Source organism: Campylobacter sp. CFSAN093229 (assembly GCF_011068225.1).
In the GTDB taxonomy this organism is placed as follows: domain Bacteria; phylum Campylobacterota; class Campylobacteria; order Campylobacterales; family Campylobacteraceae; genus Campylobacter_D; species Campylobacter_D jejuni.
In genome coordinates, this window is record NZ_JAAMXB010000005.1 from 203727 (window position 1) to 221679 (window position 17953).

A 17953-nucleotide genomic window follows, 5' to 3' on the forward strand; every position below is an offset into this window, starting at 1 on the left:
GCTTATTTTTTAAGTCATTAAATCTTTAAAATTTTTAAAACCACTTTCTTGATTGCATTTTTCTTTTAAAATATTTAAAAATTCTTTCCTAGAAATATTATGAGCACCCATGAATTCTAAATGTTGGTTATAAACTTGACAATCTATGATAAAATCATAAGGTTTTAATAAATCACAAAGTTTAATCATGGCAACTTTAGATGCATTTTTTTTAATGCTTACCATACTTTCACCAAAGAAAACCTTGCCTAAAATTAAACCATAAATTCCACCTATAAGTTCATTATTTTCATAAAGTTCAAGGCTATGCGCATAGCCTTGGGTAAATAACTTATAATAAGTGGTAATAAATTCATCATCTATCCAGCTTTGAGAGCGTGTATCGCGACATAATGTAATTAATTTTAAAAAATCATAATCAAGTTTAATTTGATAGAGATTAATAAATTTTTTCATATTTTTTTGGATGTGAATTTGATTTGGAATTAAAATGCATCTAGGATCTGGACACCACCAAGTTACAGGTTTACTTGTCCATGGGAATAGACCAAAAGTATAAGCTTTTACAATAAAATCAGCTTCTAAATTTTGACTTAAAAATACAGGAGCATTTTTAGGTGCATTGAGTAATTTAGAATATAAATTCGAGCTTTCCATTTTTACCAAGTTTGATTTTAGCTATACCGCCTTTTTTAAGCTTTCCGAATAAAATTTCATCACTGATTTTTTCTCCTATCTCCTCAGAAATTATGCGTTTTAAAAGCCTTACTCCAAATTCTTTATTATAGGCTTTTTTAGCTAAATAAATTTTAGCTTTATCATCCGCTGATAATTTTATATTATTTAAATTTTTAGAAATTTCATCAAGTTCTTTTTCGATAATTTTAACAAGTATAGCATCGTTTAAATCATTAAAATGTAAAATTTTATCAATGCGATTAATAAATTCTGGAGCAAAAAAGTCTTTGATAGCACGATTACTTTTTTCTTCATTTTTACTTAAAAAACCAAGCTCATTGCTTTCTTTAAGTCCTAGATTAGATGTCATAATAATGATTGTATTTTTAAAATCTACTTTAAGACCGCTATTGTCGGTGAGCTCGGCATTGTCAAAAATCTGTAAAAAGGTATTGCTTAAATCAGGATGAGCCTTTTCTATTTCGTCAAAAAGAACAAGACTGAAAGGATTTTTGCGAATAGCATTGCTTAAAAGTCCACCCTCTTCAAAACCTATATATCCAGCTGGAGATCCTATTAGTTTACTTATAGCATGTTTTTCTGCATATTCACTCATATCAAAGCGTTCTAAATTTAAACCTAAAAATTCAGCTAAAGCTTTGCAAAGTTCTGTTTTTCCAACTCCACTTGATCCAGTAAACAAAAACACTCCGCGTGGTGTATTGGAATTTTTAAATCCTGCGAAACTTTGCTTAAGTGATGAAACAAGGCTATCTATAACTTCATCTTGGCCAAAAATTTTTGCTTTTAAATTTGTTTTTAAATTCATTAAAGCTTTATTTTGATCGAATTCAAACATTTTGTGATGGTGGGTCATTTTTGCTAAAACATTTTCTAAATCTTTTAAATTGGCATTTTTTCTAGCTTTTGGATTTAAAGCAAAAGAAGCACCAAGTTCATCGATCAGATCTATAGCACAATCAGGTAAAAATTTATCATTAAAAAATTTTTTACCCCAAATTACAGCATATTGAAGAATTTCATCGTTTAATTTTATATGATGAAATTCTTCATATTTGTTTTTTAATCCTTTCAGAATTTGCAAGCTTTCTTCTTGGCTTGGTTCATCTACATTTATTTTAGCAAAACGGCGACTTAGGGGTTTATTTTTATCAAAAGTATTTTTATATTCCATAAAAGTTGTTGCACCTATGCATTTTAAAGTTCCATTGCTTAGAGCCGGTTTCAAAAGATTGGAAAAATCAGCATGAGATTCTCCTGTGCTTCCAGCTCCTACTATAGTGTGAATTTCATCAATAAATAAAATAGCATTCGGTATTTTCTCAAGTTCATTTAAAATTTCTTTAATTCGTTTCTCAAAATCTCCACGGTATTTTGTTCCCGCAAGTATACTAGCCATATCAAGACTAAAAATTTTTGCATTTTGTAAGTTTTTAGGCACCTTTTTTTCCGCAATAGCCAATGCTAATCCTTCTACAATGGCTGTTTTGCCAACTCCTGCTTCTCCTACTAAAATAGGATTATTTTTCTTGCGACGTGAAAGAATTTGCATCATTCTTTCAAGTTCAAATTTTCTTCCTATTAAAGGATCAATCTTGCCGTTTTGAGCTAAAAGTGTTAAATCACTTGTGTGGTTGCTTAAATTTTGTATATTTCCATGATTTTGAAGTTCTTGAATTTTGGTAAGATTTATGTTGTGTTTTTTTAAGAGATAGCTAGAATAACTTCTTGAATCCTGTATGAGCTTTTCTAAAAAATCTATAATTTTAATTTCATTATTTTTATTTTTAGATGAAAGTAAGATTTCATCTAAAACAATAGATATTGTAGGTTCTATTTCTTGTTTAATAACTTGATTGTTTTGAGAAATGTAATTTTTTAATTCAGTTTCTAGAAGTTCAAGATCTCCATCTGAAAATTCTTTAAATATATCCTTAAAATCAGTGCTTAGTTTTAGTAATGCAAACAGTACATGCTCACAGGTAACAAATTCATGGTGGTTTATTAAGCTTAGATTTTTGGCACTATCAAGATATTTTTGTAAATTTTCTTGGTATTTCATTCTTCTTCTACCTTTGCTTGTAGCGGAAAATTAGCAAGTTTAGCCGCATCTATAACTTTTTTTTGTTTTGAAAGAGCTATTTCTTGAGTGTAAATGCCACAAATTCCAGAACCATTGTGATGAATTTCTAACATTGTTTGACTTGCTTTTTCAAGGTTTTGATGAAAAATATTCATCAAAATTTCTATGACAAAATCCATGGTTGTTACATCATCATTTAAGAGTATAACTTTATACATTTTTGGTTCACTAAGTTTTGTCTGCTCTAGAGTCTGGGTTTTTGGCATTATTTTCCTTTGTAGATTTTATTTAAATCTTCTTGCATGAGTTCTGTTGGAATTTTGCCAAGATAAAAATTTGTTGGAGCATTATTATTCCAGTAATCGCTTATTTTTTGATAAATTCCATTTTTTAAAACAACTTTAAAAGGAAGTTGCTCCATATTTTGATAGTCTATATCTTTTAAAATTTGAGCAATAATACGATCATTAGAACCGCCATTGCTTAGAAAATAGTAAGCACCATAATCATCCGCGAATTTTTTAACTGTTTCATCGCTAACATCTTCAAAATGTGTAAGTCCTATAATGATAAATTTGCTAGAATTATTTTTCCAAAGTTTGCTAAGATCTAAAGCTTCTTCTTTGCATGGGGTGCAAAAAGTGCCAAAAAAATCAAACATTAGAACTTTTCCTTCCTCTCCTTCTACCACAAAACCTTTATCTGTTCTTATTAAAGTTTTGCTTCCACCATTTACACTATTTAAGACTATTTTATCTCCTTTGTGATACTCTTCAAACATGAAATCATTTTGAATTTCTTCTTCTTTGGAGCAAGCATTAAGAAAAAATGCTAAACTTATTAAAAATAGGGTTAAAATTTTTTTCATTTAATTTCCTTTATTTATAATTTTTCATAGCAGCTCTAGCTTCTAAATCGGCTTGCTTTTTCTTTAAAGTTTCACGCTTGTCGTGCAAATTTTTCCCTTTAGCTAAAGCAAGGGTAGCTTTTACTTTATTTTTTGTGTTAAAATAAAGATCTAATGCAACGATAGTATATCCTTCTATACTTACTTTACCTAATAATTTATCAATTTGCTTTCTATGCATTAAAAGCTTTCTAGCACCTCTTTCTTCGTGTTTATAGAAAGAATGTGTAGTATGAAGCAATGAAATATGAGAATTAAGTAAAAAAATCTCATTTTTTATAATGCGAACAAAAGAGTCTTTAAGATTTGCTCTTCCTGCTCTTAAGGCTACAACTTCACTTCCTTTAAGGACAATTCCGGCTTCAAAGCGTTCTATGATGCTATAATCAAATAAAGCTTTTTTATTTCTCGCAATAATTTTCATCGATCAACCTTAAAAACACTACTACCGCTACCGCTTAGAAAAAAATCTTCTTGTAAGTAAGACTTCATTTTAGGATATAAAGTTGCACAAGGAGTAAATAAATCATTTAATTCTTTGTTTTTAAAATTTTGTAACAACTCTTTTGTGCTGAGTTTTTTGTAGATTTGCGCTTGATTATTGTTTTTTTGAAAGTCAAATATTCCTCTATCAAATTCATCATAAACAGCTTTAGTTTGGCAAGATATTTGTGGAAAAGTCCATTTTAAATTAGGTATGTCATCTTCAAATTCTTTTATAATTTCACCACAGCCACTTACATCAGCAGAGTGAAAGCCACTTAAAAAAAAGGCAATATCACTTCCTAGTTGCATGCTTAAATTTATAAGTTCTTGTAGGTTTAATTTTAAATTTAGGGTTTCATTCATTAGCAGTAAAAAACTCGCACAATCGCTACTTCCACCGCCAAGTCCAGCACATACTGGGATATTTTTTGTGAGTTTTAGGCTTTTTTTACTAAATAATTCTTTTAATTCGTTATTATATCTTTTAGAAAGTAGCAAATAAGCCTTTTGAATAATATTATTTTCGCATTTAAAATTACTAATGATTTCAAATTCTTTTTTAGAATCTGATTCTTTATCAATAAGCTCAAGCTCATCAAAAAGATCTTTTAAAAGTATAAATCGTGATTCTAAAAGATGATATTTTCTTGAGTCAAAACCGGTAAGTTTTAAAAAAATATTTGCTTTAGCGTAAGCTTTCATTTGATTAGTTTTTTGCTTAAGTCATCAAGTTTAATATCATTCTGAACAACAGAATGCAAATTTTCATCCTTTACTTGTTGAACAAGTTCTTTTCTAAGTATCATAAGGGATTTTGGAGCTTCTATACCTATTTTGGCATATCCTTTCCCTGTTTGAACGACTTTGATTTCTATACCTTCTCCGATAATTATACTTTCATTTTCTTTTCTTGATAATATTAACATTTTTCAACCTTATTTAGAAGATATTTTACTGTATTTTCTTTAATATTAATTATGCTAAAATATTTTTCTGTTTCAATATAATAATCTCCTTCATCATGAAATTCTAATTCTTCGACAAAAATTTTAGCACCATTTTCGAGTTTATTTAAATCCTTGATAAAATTTGGCTTTAGGTTAATGTATTTTAACACATTTAAGCTTTTCTCATTATTATAAACAAATTTGCCTTCTTTAATGCGCTCTAAAGAGCTTAAAGTCGCATTAATACCTAGTTTTCTAGCAAAAAGTTCACAATAAGATCTTATATAAGCACCTTCACTGACTGTGATTTCGATATTTAAAAAAGGATGATTATAGCTTAAAATCTTGCAATCAAATACTTCCATTTGGCAAGGTTTTAAATTTGCTTCTATACCTTTTTTTGCAAGTTCATAGGCGCGAGTTCCATTGATTCTTTTGGCGCTAAATTGCGGTGGTGTATAGGAGATAATTCCTTGCATTTGATCAATGATTTGTTGTAAATTTGCAAAGTCAAATTCTTTTATATTTTTAATTTCTTTTATATTTTGATCATCAAGACTTAAGGAGTAAACTCCAAGCCATAAAGTAGCTTTATAGGTTTTTGGAGTTTTTTTTAAAAAACGGAAAAGTTTTGTATATTGTCCAAATGCAACGATTAAAACCCCTTTGGCGAAAGGATCAAGAGTGCCAGAATATCCTGCTTTTTTATTTTTATATTTTTTCTTTAAAGTGCCTAAAAAGGCATTAGAACTCAAACCCCTTGGTTTAAAGGCTGCAAAGATCTTGTTCATACTGCTTTTTCCACAAAGCTTGCCATGATTACACGCATTATGCCACCAAAATTAATATTAAGCTTTTCCTCTTTTCCGCTTTTATTAACTTCAACAACCCTGCCAATGCCAAAAATTTTATGTTTAACTAGATCTCCTTTGCAAAAACTAGTTTTTTGTATATTTTGATTTTTTGATTTTTCATTGATTAATTTACTTTCTTCTAAGAAGCGACTAGGATTGATATTTGCTCTTGAACCATGATAAAAACGAGAATTTGCAACACTTATTGTGAGAAATTTCTTGGCGCGAGTGATGGCAACATAAGCAAGACGGCGTTCTTCTTCGAGATTTTCTTCGCTATTTAAAGGAAAAAATCCTTCATCAAAGCCTATTATAAAAACATAATCAAATTCCAAACCTTTGCTAGCATGAATACTCATCAAACAAACACATTCTTCATCTAAATTATCTTGATCACTTAATAAAGAAATTTCACTAAGTAGATCTTCTAAAGAAGCTTCGGGATCTTCTTTGAGTTTTTCTCTTAGATTGGCATAAAACTCATCAAGATTTCTGATTCTTTCATCTCCATCATCTTGTTCTGAAAAATAATCTTTGATTTTAAATAATTCTTCTATATTGTCAAAAACTTTTTTTGCATTATCGTAGCTTTTTAGAGTGTGAATATTTTGTATAAAAATATTTGCTTCATTTTGTGCTTTTTTTGTTGTTAAAATTCCTACACCGCCATCGCTTTCACATAAGGCATCAAAAAGTGAAATTTGACGTTTTTTTGCATATTCTTCTAAATTTTTTAAGGCTTTTTCTCCTATGGATCTTTTAGGGCGATTAATAATACGCCTAAATGACAAATCATCGTTTGGATTTAAGATAAGTCTAAGATACGAGATTAAATCTTTTATTTCTAATCTCTCATAAAAACGCATACCGCTAAGCAGTTTATAAGAAATTTTTTCCTTCATAAATGCTTCTTCTATTGCTCTTGATAGTGCATTAACTCGAAATAAAACGGCGATCTCTTTAGCTTCTACTCCAGAATTTAGCAATTTTTTTACTTCTTGAGCGATATATAAACCTTCATCTTTTTCGTTTTCGTTTTTTAATATTTTAATATTTTCCCCAGTATCTTTAGTGCAGATTAAAGTTTTTCCAAGTCGTTGCTCATTGTGAGATATGAGATTATTTGCTGCTTGTAAAATAGTCCCTACTGAACGATAGTTTTGTTCAAGTTTTACAAGTTTAACATTTTTAAAATCGTTTTGAAAATTTAAAATATTTTCAATTTTTGCTCCACGCCAACTATAAATACTTTGATCATCATCACCAACAACTGTGATATTTTCATGCATACAACATAGATTTTTTAGAATTTTATATTGCAAGGTATTAGTATCTTGATACTCATCAACTGTAATGTAATTATAAAGTAAGCTTTGTTCTTTGGCAAAATTTATATCATTTTCTAAAATGAGATTGCTTAGCAATAAAAGATCATCAAAATCTACAAAATTTTGCTTTAATAAGTATTCTTCATAAGCACGGTAATAGTTGGCAAATTTGTATTCATTTTGATATTTTTCAAAATTATGTTCTTTTAGTAAATTTAAATCTTCAAAGACATTGCTTACTCTTTTGCCTTCATTTTTGCAATAAGATATGTATTTGATAATATCATAGACATTATCTTTGTTTTTATCATGGATTAAGTCTTTAATTATTTTTTTTGTATCATCTGTATCGATAACAATAAAACTATTTTTACGCTCCAATCTTTCAAAATGGAGTTTTAAAAATAAAAGTCCAAATTTATGAAAGGTGCAAAGCAAAGGATTGTGATTGCCTTGTAGAAAATTTAATGCTCTATGACGCATAACACTAGCTGCTTTATTTGTAAAAGTAAGAGTAAGAGTGTTATGCGAGGGGATGCCTACTTCACCGATAAGATAAGTAAGACGAGTGGTGATAGTTTTGGTTTTTCCACTACCTGCACCCGCTAGGATAAGCATAGCTCCATCAATGTGACTTACCGCTTGTTTTTGACTATCATTTAAATCTTCAAATAGATTCATTTTTTGAAAATATCTTTATTTTTTGGATTATTTAAAAATATATTTTTAGATTTTTGTAAATTTTTACTATCTTCGCGTTTATAAAGGCTAAAATTAACAAATAAAATGCTATTTTCTATTTGAATTTGCGTGATAGCTCCTAAATCAACCTTTACAAAACTATCAAAATCATCATTTCCAAAACCTGCGTGAAATTGAATGAAATCTTTATTTAGTTGTATGGATTCAAAGGTGTATCCTCCAAGAGCAAAAAGAGCATAAGGATTTTGTTTAACATCAAGCTCTTTGGGAAGTTCAGGGTTAAAATCTATGAAATTTGTATTTGCAACTATGGAAAATTCTATATTTTCTTCTATAAGGTGTGAAATAACTTCATAGCAATGCTTTTGCATGGTATGGATAAAATTTTCATTTTTTAAGATTGTTTCTAGCATGATTGTAACTCCATAAATTCATTGATGAGTTTTTGAATTTCTTTTATGCCTATTTCCCAAAAATTTTCATCTTCTATATCAAAGCCAAACATTCCTACTAATTCTTTTGGACTCACGCTTCCACCTAAAGAAAGCATTTTGATATAAAGTTCTTTAAAATTTTCACATTTTTTACTTTTGTAAAGTCCATAAAGAGCTAAAACTAAAAGTTGTGCATAAGCATAAGCATAGCAGTAAAAAGGAGAATGGATAAAATGAGGAATATAACTCCACCAAGAAGCATAATTTTTTGTAAGTTTTACGCTGTCTTGAAACATCTTTTGAGATTCTTCCATCCAAATTTTATTGATTTCTTCGGTGCTAAGTTCATTTTCTTGAGCATGTAAGCGTCTTTCAAAACAAGTAAAATTAATTTGTCTATAAAAAGTTGCAAAAATATCTTCGATTTTATTTGCATATAAAGATAGGAGTTCTTCTTTTTTTAACTTATCTTTAATAAAATCAAATACGAGCATTTCAGCAAAAACTGAAGCTGTTTCTGCGGTGGTTAAAGGCGTGTTTTGATTTAAATAGCTTACATTATAAGAAAGTTTTTGATGGATGGTGTGTCCTAATTCATGTGCAAGTGTAAAAAGATCACGCCTTTTATCGGTGTAGTTTAATAAAACAAAAGGATGTGCATCAGAAGTTGCAGAATGTGAAAAAGCACCCCCTTGTTTATTTTCTTGTGGATAAACATCAATCCAGCCTTGATTAAAAGCATTTTTTGCTATATCATAAAATTGCGGAGAAAAAGCTTGAAATGCCTCTAAAACAATATTTTTACTTGTTTTAAAATCAAAACTTGCTTCTTTTCCTATGGGTGCATATCTGTCGTAGTCTTTAAGCTCATCATAGCCTAAAATTTGTTTTTTTCTTTTGTAAAATTGCGATACTAAGTTAAAATGTTTTTGTGCGCTTGCTATCAAAGAATCAACGCTTTTTTGTGAAATTTGATTACTGATATGTCTTGAAATTTCAGCATTTTCATAACCTCTTAATAAGCTTATATTTTTTCTTTCTGTTTTTATCATATTGATAATAAAACTTAAAAGTCTGCTATTTTTTTGTAAAACTTTACTGAATTTTTTAGCAGCTTTTTTGCGTATCTTTCTATCTTCATCATACATTTTGCTTAGAATTTTTTCTTCGCTAAGTTTTTTACCTTCAAAAGGGATTTTTAAAGCACTCATACTTTCATCAAAAAGTCTACTAAAAGCATTTGCACCTGTATTTGAAAGATAAAGCATAATGCGTTCTTCGTTTTTGCTAAGATTATAGCGTTTGTTTTGCAATAAATTAGAAAGATAAAAATCATAATCTTTACAAAAAGTTGTAAATTCTCGACTTTTCTCAGGAGCTAACTCGCAAAATTCAAGCTCGAAAAAGAGTAAATTTTCTTCTATTTTTTTGCATTCTTCTTCGTATTGTGCATAAAAAGAACCATTGTGAGTGTTTTTAGCAAAAAGTAAATAAGCATAAGTCATGATTTTACCAAGAGCTTGATTTAAATTTTCATAATCTTTTAAAGCTTGCAAAAACTCATTAGCATTTAATGTATAAAGTTTATTTTCATAGTTTTTTTTGAAATTTAAACTTTGTTGGATTTGATCTTGTGTAAAATTTTGCAATGCTTCTTTATTGTGAAATAAAGCACTTAAATCCCATTCTAACATTTTTTATCCTTCATTTTCTAGTATGAGTTTTTTAAGAACAGCCATTCTAATAGCCACTCCATTTTTAACTTGTTTTAAAACTAAAGTCCTTTCATCGCTCATCATTTCATCGCTTATGTCAATATTGCGATTTACAGGGCCTGGATGTAGTAAAATAAGCTTTTTATCTTTTACTAAGCTTTTTTGAATGCAAAAATCATTTGCATAGTCTTTAAGTGAAGCATAAACGGTTTTATTATGTCTTTCTGTTTGTGTTCTAAGACTCATGATGATATCTGAATTTGCTATGATATTCTCATCAAGCTTATAATGTTTTTTAAGATGGGTATTAGGCATAAAATGTGGTGGAGCTACTAGGGTAATATCAAGATTAAATCTGCTTAAAAGTTCTATATTGGACGCTGCAACGCGGGAATTTTTAATATCACCTACGATGCAAATTTTTTTACCTTCGACATCGCCTTGAAAATGATTATAAATAGTAAATAAATCTAGCAAAGCTTGGGTAGGATGGGCGTGTTTTCCATCTCCTCCATTAACAACTGGACAATGCATATGCTTTGCTAATATTAAAGGAACTCCTGAGTTTGCGTGTCTTACAACAATAGCATTAGGACTCATGGCATCTAAATTAGCAGCAGTATCATAAAGAGTTTCTCCTTTGCTAGAGCTTGATCTTGAAACATCAAGGCGTAAAACCCTAGCACCTAATCTTCTTGCAGCGCTTTCAAAAGATGAAAGGGTGCGTGTAGAGTTTTCAAAAAAAATTGTCGTGATACTTTTTCCTTTAAGAAAAGTTCTAGGTTTTTCATCTAAGAAATCACTTGCTTCTTTAAAAAGCTCCATAATTTCGACTTTATTAAAATCCTTTGTAGTGATGAGATGACGCATGTTTTTACCTTATTTGATATTGTAATTTAATTCATTTTTAGAACAAATTGCTGTAAAAAGAACATCTGTAGAACTATTTAAAGCAGTTTCAACACTATCTTGAATAACCCCTATAATAAAACCTATGGCAACTACCTTCATAGCAATATCATAGTCTATATTAAATAAAGAACAAGCCAAAGGTATAAGCAGTAAAGATCCGCCCGCAACTCCGCTAGCCCCACAAGCTGCAAAGGTAGCAATAATGCTTAATAAAAAGGCTTGTAAAAGATTGATTTCTATACCAACGGTATTGGCTGCAGTAAGACTTAAAATAGCTATAGTAACTGCCGCTCCTGCCATGTTGATAGTAGCTCCTAAAGGTATAGAAATGCCATAAAATTCTTTATCTATGCCAAGTTTGGCGCAAAGTGCCATATTTACAGGAATATTTGCTGCCGAACTTCTTGTAAAAAAAGCAAAAAATGCACTGTGCCTTAAGCAGATAAAAATCAAAGGAAAAGGATTTTTTCTTGTATAAAAAAAGACTATTAAGGCATTGATAACAAAAGTAACAAAAAGCATAGTAGTTACAAGTAAAATTAAAAGTTTTGCATAACTTAGTAAACCTTGCGCTCCTGTTTGTGCTACAGAATTAGCTACAAGTCCAAAAATTCCAAAAGGAGCAAGTTTTACTATAAATTCAACAATTTTTAAAACCCCTTCATTGATATCTATAAAAACTTGTTTTGCTTCGTTAGAACAGTGTTTTAATGCTATACCTCCAGCTATTGCCCAAGTTAAAATTCCTAAATAATTTCCACTTGAAAGAGCATTTATAGGATTATCGACAATTTTAAATAAAAGATCTTTGAAAATCTCACTCATGTGGGTTGGAGATGAGTTTATAGCGGTTTGAACTCCATCTAAAACAAGCTTTACAGGGAAGAAAAAATTAGCAAGAACCGCACAAGCTGAAGCAAGAAAGGTGCCTACTATATACAAAATAATAATATTTTTGATCTTAGCACCACTTTGAGAAAAATCTTTAGTGCAAATTGAGGTTAAAATTAAAATAAAAACAAGCATAGGAGCGATAGCTTTTAAGGCACTTGTAAAAAGTATTCCGAGTAAATTTGCAATTTCAGATATTTCTTTAGAACTAATGCCTATAAGCATTCCTAGTACTATACCTATACAAATTTGAACTATGAGGTTGCCTTTAGCGTAGCTTTGAATGATTTTAGAAAACATAAAAACCTTTTAAATATTTTTTATATCAGAAGTTGATTTTAACTAACTTTTGCTTAATTTTAGTAAATTTTTAATTTATCAAGCTTTGATAAGTTTATTTGGATATAATTGTGGTTCATTTTAAATGAAAGGACTTTTTATGTATCTATTCACTTCAGAAGTCGTAAGTGCAGGTCATCCAGACAAGTGCGCTGATATAATCGCTGATACGATAGTGGATATACTCTTGAAAAATGACAAAAATTCAAGGGTGGCGAGTGAGGTTTTTGTCGCAGGAAATAAGGTTGTGATAGGAGGCGAAGTTAAGTCAAATCACAAGCTTAGTAAAGCTGATTACGATAATTTAGTTAAAGATGTTTTAAAAAACATTGGTTATGACGGAGCAGGGCATTTTAGTAAAGAGCAGTGTTTGCATCCTGATGAAGTTGATGTTATGGTGTTTTTAAATGAACAAAGCCCTGATATCAATCAAGGTGTCGATCAAGAAGATGGCGAAACAGGAGCAGGTGATCAAGGTATTATGTTTGGTTTTGCAAGTTGCGAAGCTGAAGAATACATGCCAGCAGCTATTAGTTATGCAAGAATGCTATGTGATAGAGTTTATGCTTATGCAAAAGCAAATCCACATGAACTTGGAGTAGATATTAAAACTCAAGTAACTATTGATTATGGTACTAAGGCGAATTTTGAAAATTGCGAACCGCAAAGTATCCATACTATAGTAGTTTCTGCACCTTGTGTTGAAAGTATGAAAATAGAAGATTTAAGATCTTTGGTGATGAAACTTATCTTAGATAGTAATTTACCAAAAGAACTTTTTGATCCTAATAAAACTAGAATTTTAATTAATCCAACCGGTAAATATGTTAATCATTCTTCTTTGCATGATAGTGGTTTAACAGGAAGAAAGCTTATAGTAGATAGTTTTGGAGGTTATTCTCCAATAGGTGGTGGCGCACAATCGAGCAAAGATTATACTAAGGTTGATAGAAGTGGGCTTTATGCAGGTAGATGGCTAGCTAAAAACATAGTTGCAGCAGGGCTTGCTAAAAAATGTATTGTTCAACTTAGCTATGCTATAGGTGTTGCAAAACCTACTTCGGTAAGCGTGGATTGTATGGGCACAAATACTAGTGTAAATGACGATGTTTTAAGTGATTTTGTTATGCAAAATTTCTCTTTAACACCAAATTGGATTCGTGATAAATTTCATCTGGATAAACCAAGTAAAGAAACTTTTCTTTATGCGGATGTAGCAGCTCGTGGGCAAGTAGGACAAAAGGACTATCCTTGGGAAAAACTTGATGCTCTAGAACAGTTTAAAAAGCTACTTTAAAAAATTGACAATATTATACAAGCTTAAATAAGGCTTGTATAATTATAAAGAATTAATGAGGTTATATTAATTTTTGACTTAGAGGGATATTTTTCAATATCCCCCATAAATATAAAAGTTAGGAAGGAAGCTAAATTAATTTAGCTTTGGGGTAAAAACCCCTCTAAGTCAAAATATTGTTTGACAGAATTATAATATAAAATAACTTAAATTACTTTAAAATTAAAATTTTAATATTATTTTTTATCATTAAATATTTCTTTGGATAAATTTTTCCAATCTTTATTTAAAAGCTTTTTAGGGAGTATAACTATATTCTCTTTGCCATTTGTAGCATGATAAACACTAACCCCATATTTACTTGCATAAAATTTCATTAAGAGTTGCTGGAGTTTGTATTCGCTGCTATTATTAAACCAAGCATTGTTGCTTAGGGCTATAATAATTTGTGAATTTTGATAGTTTTGTTCTTTGGTAGCTTCATAACAAATTGCATTTGTGATAATTTGATTATCTAATTTATATTTGCTTTGTATAGGACCTTTAGAAAATTCTTCAATATTTTTAAGAAAATATTTTTTTGTTAAGTCTTTAAAAAATGGAATTTCTTCACCAAAGGGAACTAAAAAATGCTTATTTAAAATATAGACATTGCCTTTTTTAAAGATATAAGTGCTATTGTAAGTATGTTCTTTTTCAACATGAAATGCTCCTGTAATAATGGTGATTTTATAAGATAATTCTTTAAGCATGAGCTCATATTTGGTATTTTTTAAATCAAAAGCAAAAGCGGTTTCAGGCAAGATTACAAGTTCTTTTTTTTCATTTATAGCTTGAAGTATATCTTGAATTAAGATATCAGAATTTGATTTTAAATTTTCTTGTAAAAATTTTTGATCTTGAGAGATATTAGTATTGATGAGTTTATAGTTTAAATTAAGAGTTTGAGCTTGTTTTTCATTATATTGAAATCCACTAAAGAATAAAATAAGAACAATGGCTATTTTATAATATCTTGATATATAACCCTCATAGATGAAATATGCTATTAAAAATATGCAAATAATGCCACGATAACTTGGGTCAAAAAAACCATAAACTGTAAAAATTCCCCAATTAAGCCAATCAAATCCTAAAGGATGAATAAAACTTATGCAAAAAATTCCACAAAGCCTTAAAAAATCAAATTTTAATAAATAACATAATCTAAAAAGTAGTCCATAAATAAAACCAATGATAATTGGTATAATTGGCACTAAATAGTTTAGATTAAAATAAATTGAAGATAAACCAATCCACCAAAACCAAAGAATCCCTACAAAAAAACCTATCCAAAAATATTGTTTAGAATTTTTACTTTTTAGAAGTAAAACTAACCCCCAAATAGCTAAAAATGGGCTAATAGTTTGTGTAAAAATATTTTCAAAAAATGATAGATAAATAGAATTTGAAAGTAAAATTGCAATAAAAAAGACTTTTATTATTTTAAAAATGATAGAATTAGTGTTTAATTTTTTTGGAATAAAGGAAAAATATGGCAGAAAATTCAATTTTAACTTCATTGTTACCTCTTGTAGTGTTATTTGCAATTTTTTATTTCTTGGTGATCAGACCGCAACAAAAACAAGCAAAAGCACATAAACAAATGCTTGAGTCTTTGCAAAAAGGAGATAAAATCATCACTAATGGCGGACTTATTTGTGAAGTCGTAAAACCAGAGGAGGATTTTATCAAAGTTAAGCTTAATGAAGACAATGTTACTGCAAAAATTTCAAGAGAATTTATAGCAAAGAAAATTGATGCGTAATTCTAAAATCAATTATCGCTTGATTATTTTTATAGCGGTATTTATTTTTGGAGTGGCTTTTTCACTCCCTTCTTTTTTGCAGTCAGAACGTGGTGCGAAGATTAATTTAGGGCTTGATTTGCAAGGCGGGCTTTATATGCTCTTAGGTGTAGATAATGAAGAAGCTGTAAAATCTAAAATAAAATCAATTGCATCTTCATTGAGTTATTCTTTTAATAAAGAAAATATTTTAAATGATGGCTTAAATACCCATGATGATATTTTAGAATTTACTTTGCTTGATAATGCAGATATTGCAAAAGTTGAAAATTTGCTTAAAGAAATAAAAGGAATTAATATACAAAGTGAAAATATGCACTATAAAATTTCTTTTACCTCAGAAGAAGTAAAAAATATAGAAAATTTTGCACTTTTGCAAGCAGTTGAAACCATAAGAAATAGGCTTGATCAATTTGGTTTAGCAGAGCCAACAGTTGCTAAACAAGGTGATGATAAGATTTTGGTTGAACTTGCAGGGATTAAAACCAAAGAAGATGAACTAAGAGCAAAAGAACGCATCACAAAAGCAGCACATTTGCAACTTATGGAAGTTGATGATTCTAAAATGGGTCAAGCTTCTACAATGAGTGATGCTGAGGCTGCGAGTTATGGACTGATTTTAGTGTCTGATTCTAGAAATCCAAATTTAAAATATACCTTAAAAAGCATACCTATTTTAGATGGATCTATGCTTACTGATGCTAGAGTAGGGATTAGTGATAAGAGTAATTATCCTGTAATTAATTTTACTTTAAATGCCGAGGGTTCTAAAAAATTTGCTGATTATACAGGAGCAAATGTTGGAAAGCGTCTTGCTATTGTACTTGATAATAAAGTGTATTCTGCTCCATCTATCAATGAACGCATAGGTGGAGGTAGTGGGCAAATCAGTGGAGCTTTTACCCAAGAAGAAGCGCGTGATGTGGCGGTAGCTTTAAGAAGTGGAGCTTTGCTTGCGCCTGTAAAATTACTTGAACAAAGAAGTATAGGACCATCTTTAGGTGCTGATAGTATTAAAATGAGTATGATAGCCTTAATCGGTGCATCGGTTTTTATTGTAATATTTATGATGATGTATTACGGTGTGGCAGGAATTTTTGCAAATATTGCAATGTTGGTTAATGTTTTGGTAGTAGTGGCTGTTATGGCTATGTTTGGAGCAACTTTAACTTTACCAGGGATGGCAGGACTTGTTTTAACTGTGGGTATGGCGGTAGATGCAAATGTGATTATCAATGAGCGCATACGAGAACTCTTGCGAGATGGAGTAAATATAAGAGCTAGTATAGAACAAGGTTATAAAAATGCTATGAGTGCGATTATAGATTCAAATATCACTTCTTTAGTTACTTCGGTAGCACTTTATGCCTATGGAACAGGAGCAGTTAAAGGTTTTGCTGTGACTTTGGGAATTGGTATTGTCGTTTCTATGATTACAGCTATTTTAGGAACTCACGGAATGTTTGATTATTTTATGCAACGCATAGAAAAAAGTAATAATACAAGATTTTGGTTTGGTTACAGGAGAAGATAATGCAGTTTTTTAGCGAAAAGAAAATTTATGATTTTATGAGAATGCGTTTTGCTGCTATTTCTCTTTCTTTTATTTTGTTTTTTGGTTCTATTTATTTGCTTTGGGATAGGGGTTTGCAATATGGTATTGATTTTAGCGGAGGAACTTTAGTTCAGCTTAAATATGAAAATGCAGGTCCTATAACACAAATCCGAGAAATTTTAGAAAAACAAGGAACTTTTCAAAATTTATCTGTAACTGAATTTGGAAGCAATGAAGAAGTAACCATACGCTTTTTAGGAAGCAACGATAATGTAAGCAATGATATAGGCGAGCATATAAGCACTCTTTTAAAGGATACGGGAAAATTTGAAGTGCGTCGTGCTGATGTGGTAGGTCCAAAAGTAGGTGATGAACTTAGAAATAAAGGACTTATGGCTATAGCTGTATCTTTGATAGCAATTTTAATTTATATAGCGTTGCGTTTTGAGTGGCGTTTTGCTCTTGCGGCTATAATCAGTGAAATTCATGATGTTGTGATTACTTTAGGGGCAATTTCTTTATTTAAAATTGATGTTAATTTAGATACTTTGGCTGCTGTTTTAACTGTGCTTGGGTACTCTTTGAATGATACAATTATTATTTTTGATAGAATCAGAGAAGGCATTAAAACAAGTAAAAAAACCGAACTTGCACCTATTATCAATGAAAGTGTTTCAGCAACTTTATCAAGAACGGTTTTAACTTCAGGGTTAACTTTAGCAACCGTTGTGATACTTTATTTCTTTGGCGGGGAAATGATACAAGGATTTTCTTTGGCTTTAATTGTAGGTATTATAGCGGGAACTTTAAGCTCTATTTTTGTTGCAAGTCCGACATTATTATGGTTTAAATTTAGTGTGCTTGAGTTTAGAAATAAAGAAATTGAAAAAGCAAAAAGAAAACAAGATAAAGAACACAATCGTGCAATGTATGAAAAAGGAACAGTGTAAGGAGAATT

General features: G+C 30.0%; 18 protein-coding genes. 4 read left to right on the plus strand and 14 right to left on the minus strand.

Translation table 11 applies throughout. The features are described 5' to 3' along the window. Positions 1-9: 9 nt before the first annotated feature. The 13 genes from aat to sstT are packed head-to-tail and all read right to left on the minus strand — an operon-like array spanning position 10 to position 12258. On the minus strand, positions 10-657 hold the full coding sequence (gene aat, locus FBE93_RS03075; RefSeq protein ID WP_002932715.1) for a leucyl/phenylalanyl-tRNA--protein transferase: 648 nt from the start codon (positions 655-657) through the stop codon (positions 10-12). After that, complete coding sequence (locus FBE93_RS03080; protein WP_002932722.1) at positions 632-2761, minus strand: AAA family ATPase; 2130 nt, start codon at positions 2759-2761, stop codon at positions 632-634. The genes aat and FBE93_RS03080 overlap by 26 nt, the downstream gene beginning before the upstream one ends. Beyond that, the gene (locus FBE93_RS03085; protein ID WP_002856038.1) at positions 2758-3048 is read right to left on the minus strand and encodes an ATP-dependent Clp protease adaptor ClpS; all 291 of its coding nucleotides are present in this window, start codon (positions 3046-3048) and stop codon (positions 2758-2760) included. Before FBE93_RS03085 ends, FBE93_RS03080 begins: the two co-directional genes overlap by 4 nt. After that, on the minus strand, positions 3048-3650 hold the full coding sequence (locus FBE93_RS03090) for a TlpA disulfide reductase family protein (RefSeq protein WP_002856169.1): 603 nt from the start codon (positions 3648-3650) through the stop codon (positions 3048-3050). Before FBE93_RS03090 ends, FBE93_RS03085 begins: the two co-directional genes overlap by 1 nt. Positions 3651-3660: 10 nt before the next feature. Continuing rightward, a complete protein-coding gene (gene smpB, locus FBE93_RS03095) occupies positions 3661-4113 on the minus strand; it encodes an SsrA-binding protein SmpB (RefSeq protein WP_002852861.1) in 453 nt (150 codons plus the stop codon). Continuing rightward, positions 4110-4877 carry a 4-(cytidine 5'-diphospho)-2-C-methyl-D-erythritol kinase gene (locus tag FBE93_RS03100; protein ID WP_002932731.1) on the minus strand — a complete coding sequence of 256 codons (768 nt, stop codon included), beginning with the start codon at positions 4875-4877 and terminating at the stop codon, positions 4110-4112. Before FBE93_RS03100 ends, smpB begins: the two co-directional genes overlap by 4 nt. Further along, positions 4874-5101, minus strand: a complete 228-nt coding sequence (gene csrA / locus FBE93_RS03105; RefSeq protein WP_002852854.1) for a carbon storage regulator CsrA — start codon at positions 5099-5101, stop codon at positions 4874-4876. Before csrA ends, FBE93_RS03100 begins: the two co-directional genes overlap by 4 nt. Then, positions 5095-5913, minus strand: coding sequence for a tRNA pseudouridine(55) synthase TruB (gene truB / locus FBE93_RS03110; protein WP_165434169.1), 819 nt, complete (start codon positions 5911-5913; stop codon positions 5095-5097). Before truB ends, csrA begins: the two co-directional genes overlap by 7 nt. Then, positions 5910-7985 (minus strand): 3'-5' exonuclease, encoded by a 2076-nt coding sequence (locus tag FBE93_RS03115; RefSeq protein ID WP_002932734.1) that lies wholly within the window; start codon positions 7983-7985, stop codon positions 5910-5912. The genes truB and FBE93_RS03115 overlap by 4 nt, the downstream gene beginning before the upstream one ends. Next, entirely contained in the window at positions 7982-8419 is a 438-nt protein-coding gene (locus tag FBE93_RS03120; RefSeq protein ID WP_002861821.1) for a hypothetical protein, read from the minus strand. The genes FBE93_RS03115 and FBE93_RS03120 overlap by 4 nt, the downstream gene beginning before the upstream one ends. Continuing rightward, positions 8413-10134 carry a M3 family oligoendopeptidase gene (locus FBE93_RS03125; protein ID WP_002932737.1) on the minus strand — a complete coding sequence of 574 codons (1722 nt, stop codon included), beginning with the start codon at positions 10132-10134 and terminating at the stop codon, positions 8413-8415. Before FBE93_RS03125 ends, FBE93_RS03120 begins: the two co-directional genes overlap by 7 nt. A 3-nt stretch (positions 10135-10137) precedes the next feature. Beyond that, entirely contained in the window at positions 10138-11025 is an 888-nt protein-coding gene (locus tag FBE93_RS03130; protein ID WP_002855708.1) for an aspartate carbamoyltransferase catalytic subunit, read from the minus strand. Between the two features lie 9 nt (positions 11026-11034). Beyond that, a complete protein-coding gene (gene sstT / locus FBE93_RS03135) occupies positions 11035-12258 on the minus strand; it encodes a serine/threonine transporter SstT (RefSeq protein ID WP_002932741.1) in 1224 nt (407 codons plus the stop codon). Positions 12259-12397: 139 nt separating this feature from the next. On the opposite strand from sstT, the gene metK reads away from it, so the two are divergent. Beyond that, positions 12398-13594 carry a methionine adenosyltransferase gene (metK, locus tag FBE93_RS03140; RefSeq protein WP_002866117.1) on the plus strand — a complete coding sequence of 399 codons (1197 nt, stop codon included), beginning with the start codon at positions 12398-12400 and terminating at the stop codon, positions 13592-13594. Positions 13595-13830: 236 nt separating this feature from the next. Here metK and FBE93_RS03145 read toward each other — a convergent pair whose 3' ends face one another. After that, entirely contained in the window at positions 13831-15156 is a 1326-nt protein-coding gene (locus FBE93_RS03145; RefSeq protein WP_002932742.1) for an apolipoprotein N-acyltransferase, read from the minus strand. On the opposite strand from FBE93_RS03145, the gene yajC reads away from it, so the two are divergent. The 3 genes from yajC to secF are packed head-to-tail and all read left to right on the plus strand — an operon-like array spanning position 15129 to position 17945. Further along, positions 15129-15401 carry a preprotein translocase subunit YajC gene (gene yajC / locus FBE93_RS03150; RefSeq protein WP_002786346.1) on the plus strand — a complete coding sequence of 91 codons (273 nt, stop codon included), beginning with the start codon at positions 15129-15131 and terminating at the stop codon, positions 15399-15401. The two genes, FBE93_RS03145 and yajC, sit on opposite strands and share 28 nt — an antisense overlap. Then, positions 15394-16974 carry a protein translocase subunit SecD gene (gene secD / locus FBE93_RS03155; protein ID WP_002866115.1) on the plus strand — a complete coding sequence of 527 codons (1581 nt, stop codon included), beginning with the start codon at positions 15394-15396 and terminating at the stop codon, positions 16972-16974. Before yajC ends, secD begins: the two co-directional genes overlap by 8 nt. Further along, the gene (secF, locus tag FBE93_RS03160) at positions 16974-17945 is read left to right on the plus strand and encodes a protein translocase subunit SecF (RefSeq protein ID WP_165434170.1); all 972 of its coding nucleotides are present in this window, start codon (positions 16974-16976) and stop codon (positions 17943-17945) included. The genes secD and secF overlap by 1 nt, the downstream gene beginning before the upstream one ends. Positions 17946-17953: the final 8 nt, after the last annotated feature.

What these genes read in the sequence shown, in the direction of transcription:
- aat (WP_002932715.1), bottom strand. Translation starts at nt 657, where the DNA reads ATGGAAAGCTCGAATTTATATTCTAAATTACTCAATGCACCTAAAAAT.
- FBE93_RS03080 (WP_002932722.1), bottom strand. Translation starts at nt 2,761, where the DNA reads ATGAAATACCAAGAAAATTTACAAAAATATCTTGATAGTGCCAAAAAT.
- FBE93_RS03085 (WP_002856038.1), bottom strand. Translation starts at nt 3,048, where the DNA reads ATGCCAAAAACCCAGACTCTAGAGCAGACAAAACTTAGTGAACCAAAA.
- FBE93_RS03090 (WP_002856169.1), bottom strand. Translation starts at nt 3,650, where the DNA reads ATGAAAAAAATTTTAACCCTATTTTTAATAAGTTTAGCATTTTTTCTT.
- smpB (WP_002852861.1), bottom strand. Translation starts at nt 4,113, where the DNA reads ATGAAAATTATTGCGAGAAATAAAAAAGCTTTATTTGATTATAGCATC.
- FBE93_RS03100 (WP_002932731.1), bottom strand. Translation starts at nt 4,877, where the DNA reads ATGAAAGCTTACGCTAAAGCAAATATTTTTTTAAAACTTACCGGTTTT.
- csrA (WP_002852854.1), bottom strand. Translation starts at nt 5,101, where the DNA reads ATGTTAATATTATCAAGAAAAGAAAATGAAAGTATAATTATCGGAGAA.
- truB (WP_165434169.1), bottom strand. Translation starts at nt 5,913, where the DNA reads ATGAACAAGATCTTTGCAGCCTTTAAACCAAGGGGTTTGAGTTCTAAT.
- FBE93_RS03115 (WP_002932734.1), bottom strand. Translation starts at nt 7,985, where the DNA reads ATGAATCTATTTGAAGATTTAAATGATAGTCAAAAACAAGCGGTAAGT.
- FBE93_RS03120 (WP_002861821.1), bottom strand. Translation starts at nt 8,419, where the DNA reads ATGCTAGAAACAATCTTAAAAAATGAAAATTTTATCCATACCATGCAA.
- FBE93_RS03125 (WP_002932737.1), bottom strand. Translation starts at nt 10,134, where the DNA reads ATGTTAGAATGGGATTTAAGTGCTTTATTTCACAATAAAGAAGCATTG.
- FBE93_RS03130 (WP_002855708.1), bottom strand. Translation starts at nt 11,025, where the DNA reads ATGCGTCATCTCATCACTACAAAGGATTTTAATAAAGTCGAAATTATG.
- sstT (WP_002932741.1), bottom strand. Translation starts at nt 12,258, where the DNA reads ATGTTTTCTAAAATCATTCAAAGCTACGCTAAAGGCAACCTCATAGTT.
- metK (WP_002866117.1), top strand. Translation starts at nt 12,398, where the DNA reads ATGTATCTATTCACTTCAGAAGTCGTAAGTGCAGGTCATCCAGACAAG.
- yajC (WP_002786346.1), top strand. Translation starts at nt 15,129, where the DNA reads ATGGCAGAAAATTCAATTTTAACTTCATTGTTACCTCTTGTAGTGTTA.
- FBE93_RS03145 (WP_002932742.1), bottom strand. Translation starts at nt 15,156, where the DNA reads ATGAAGTTAAAATTGAATTTTCTGCCATATTTTTCCTTTATTCCAAAA.
- secD (WP_002866115.1), top strand. Translation starts at nt 15,394, where the DNA reads ATGCGTAATTCTAAAATCAATTATCGCTTGATTATTTTTATAGCGGTA.
- secF (WP_165434170.1), top strand. Translation starts at nt 16,974, where the DNA reads ATGCAGTTTTTTAGCGAAAAGAAAATTTATGATTTTATGAGAATGCGT.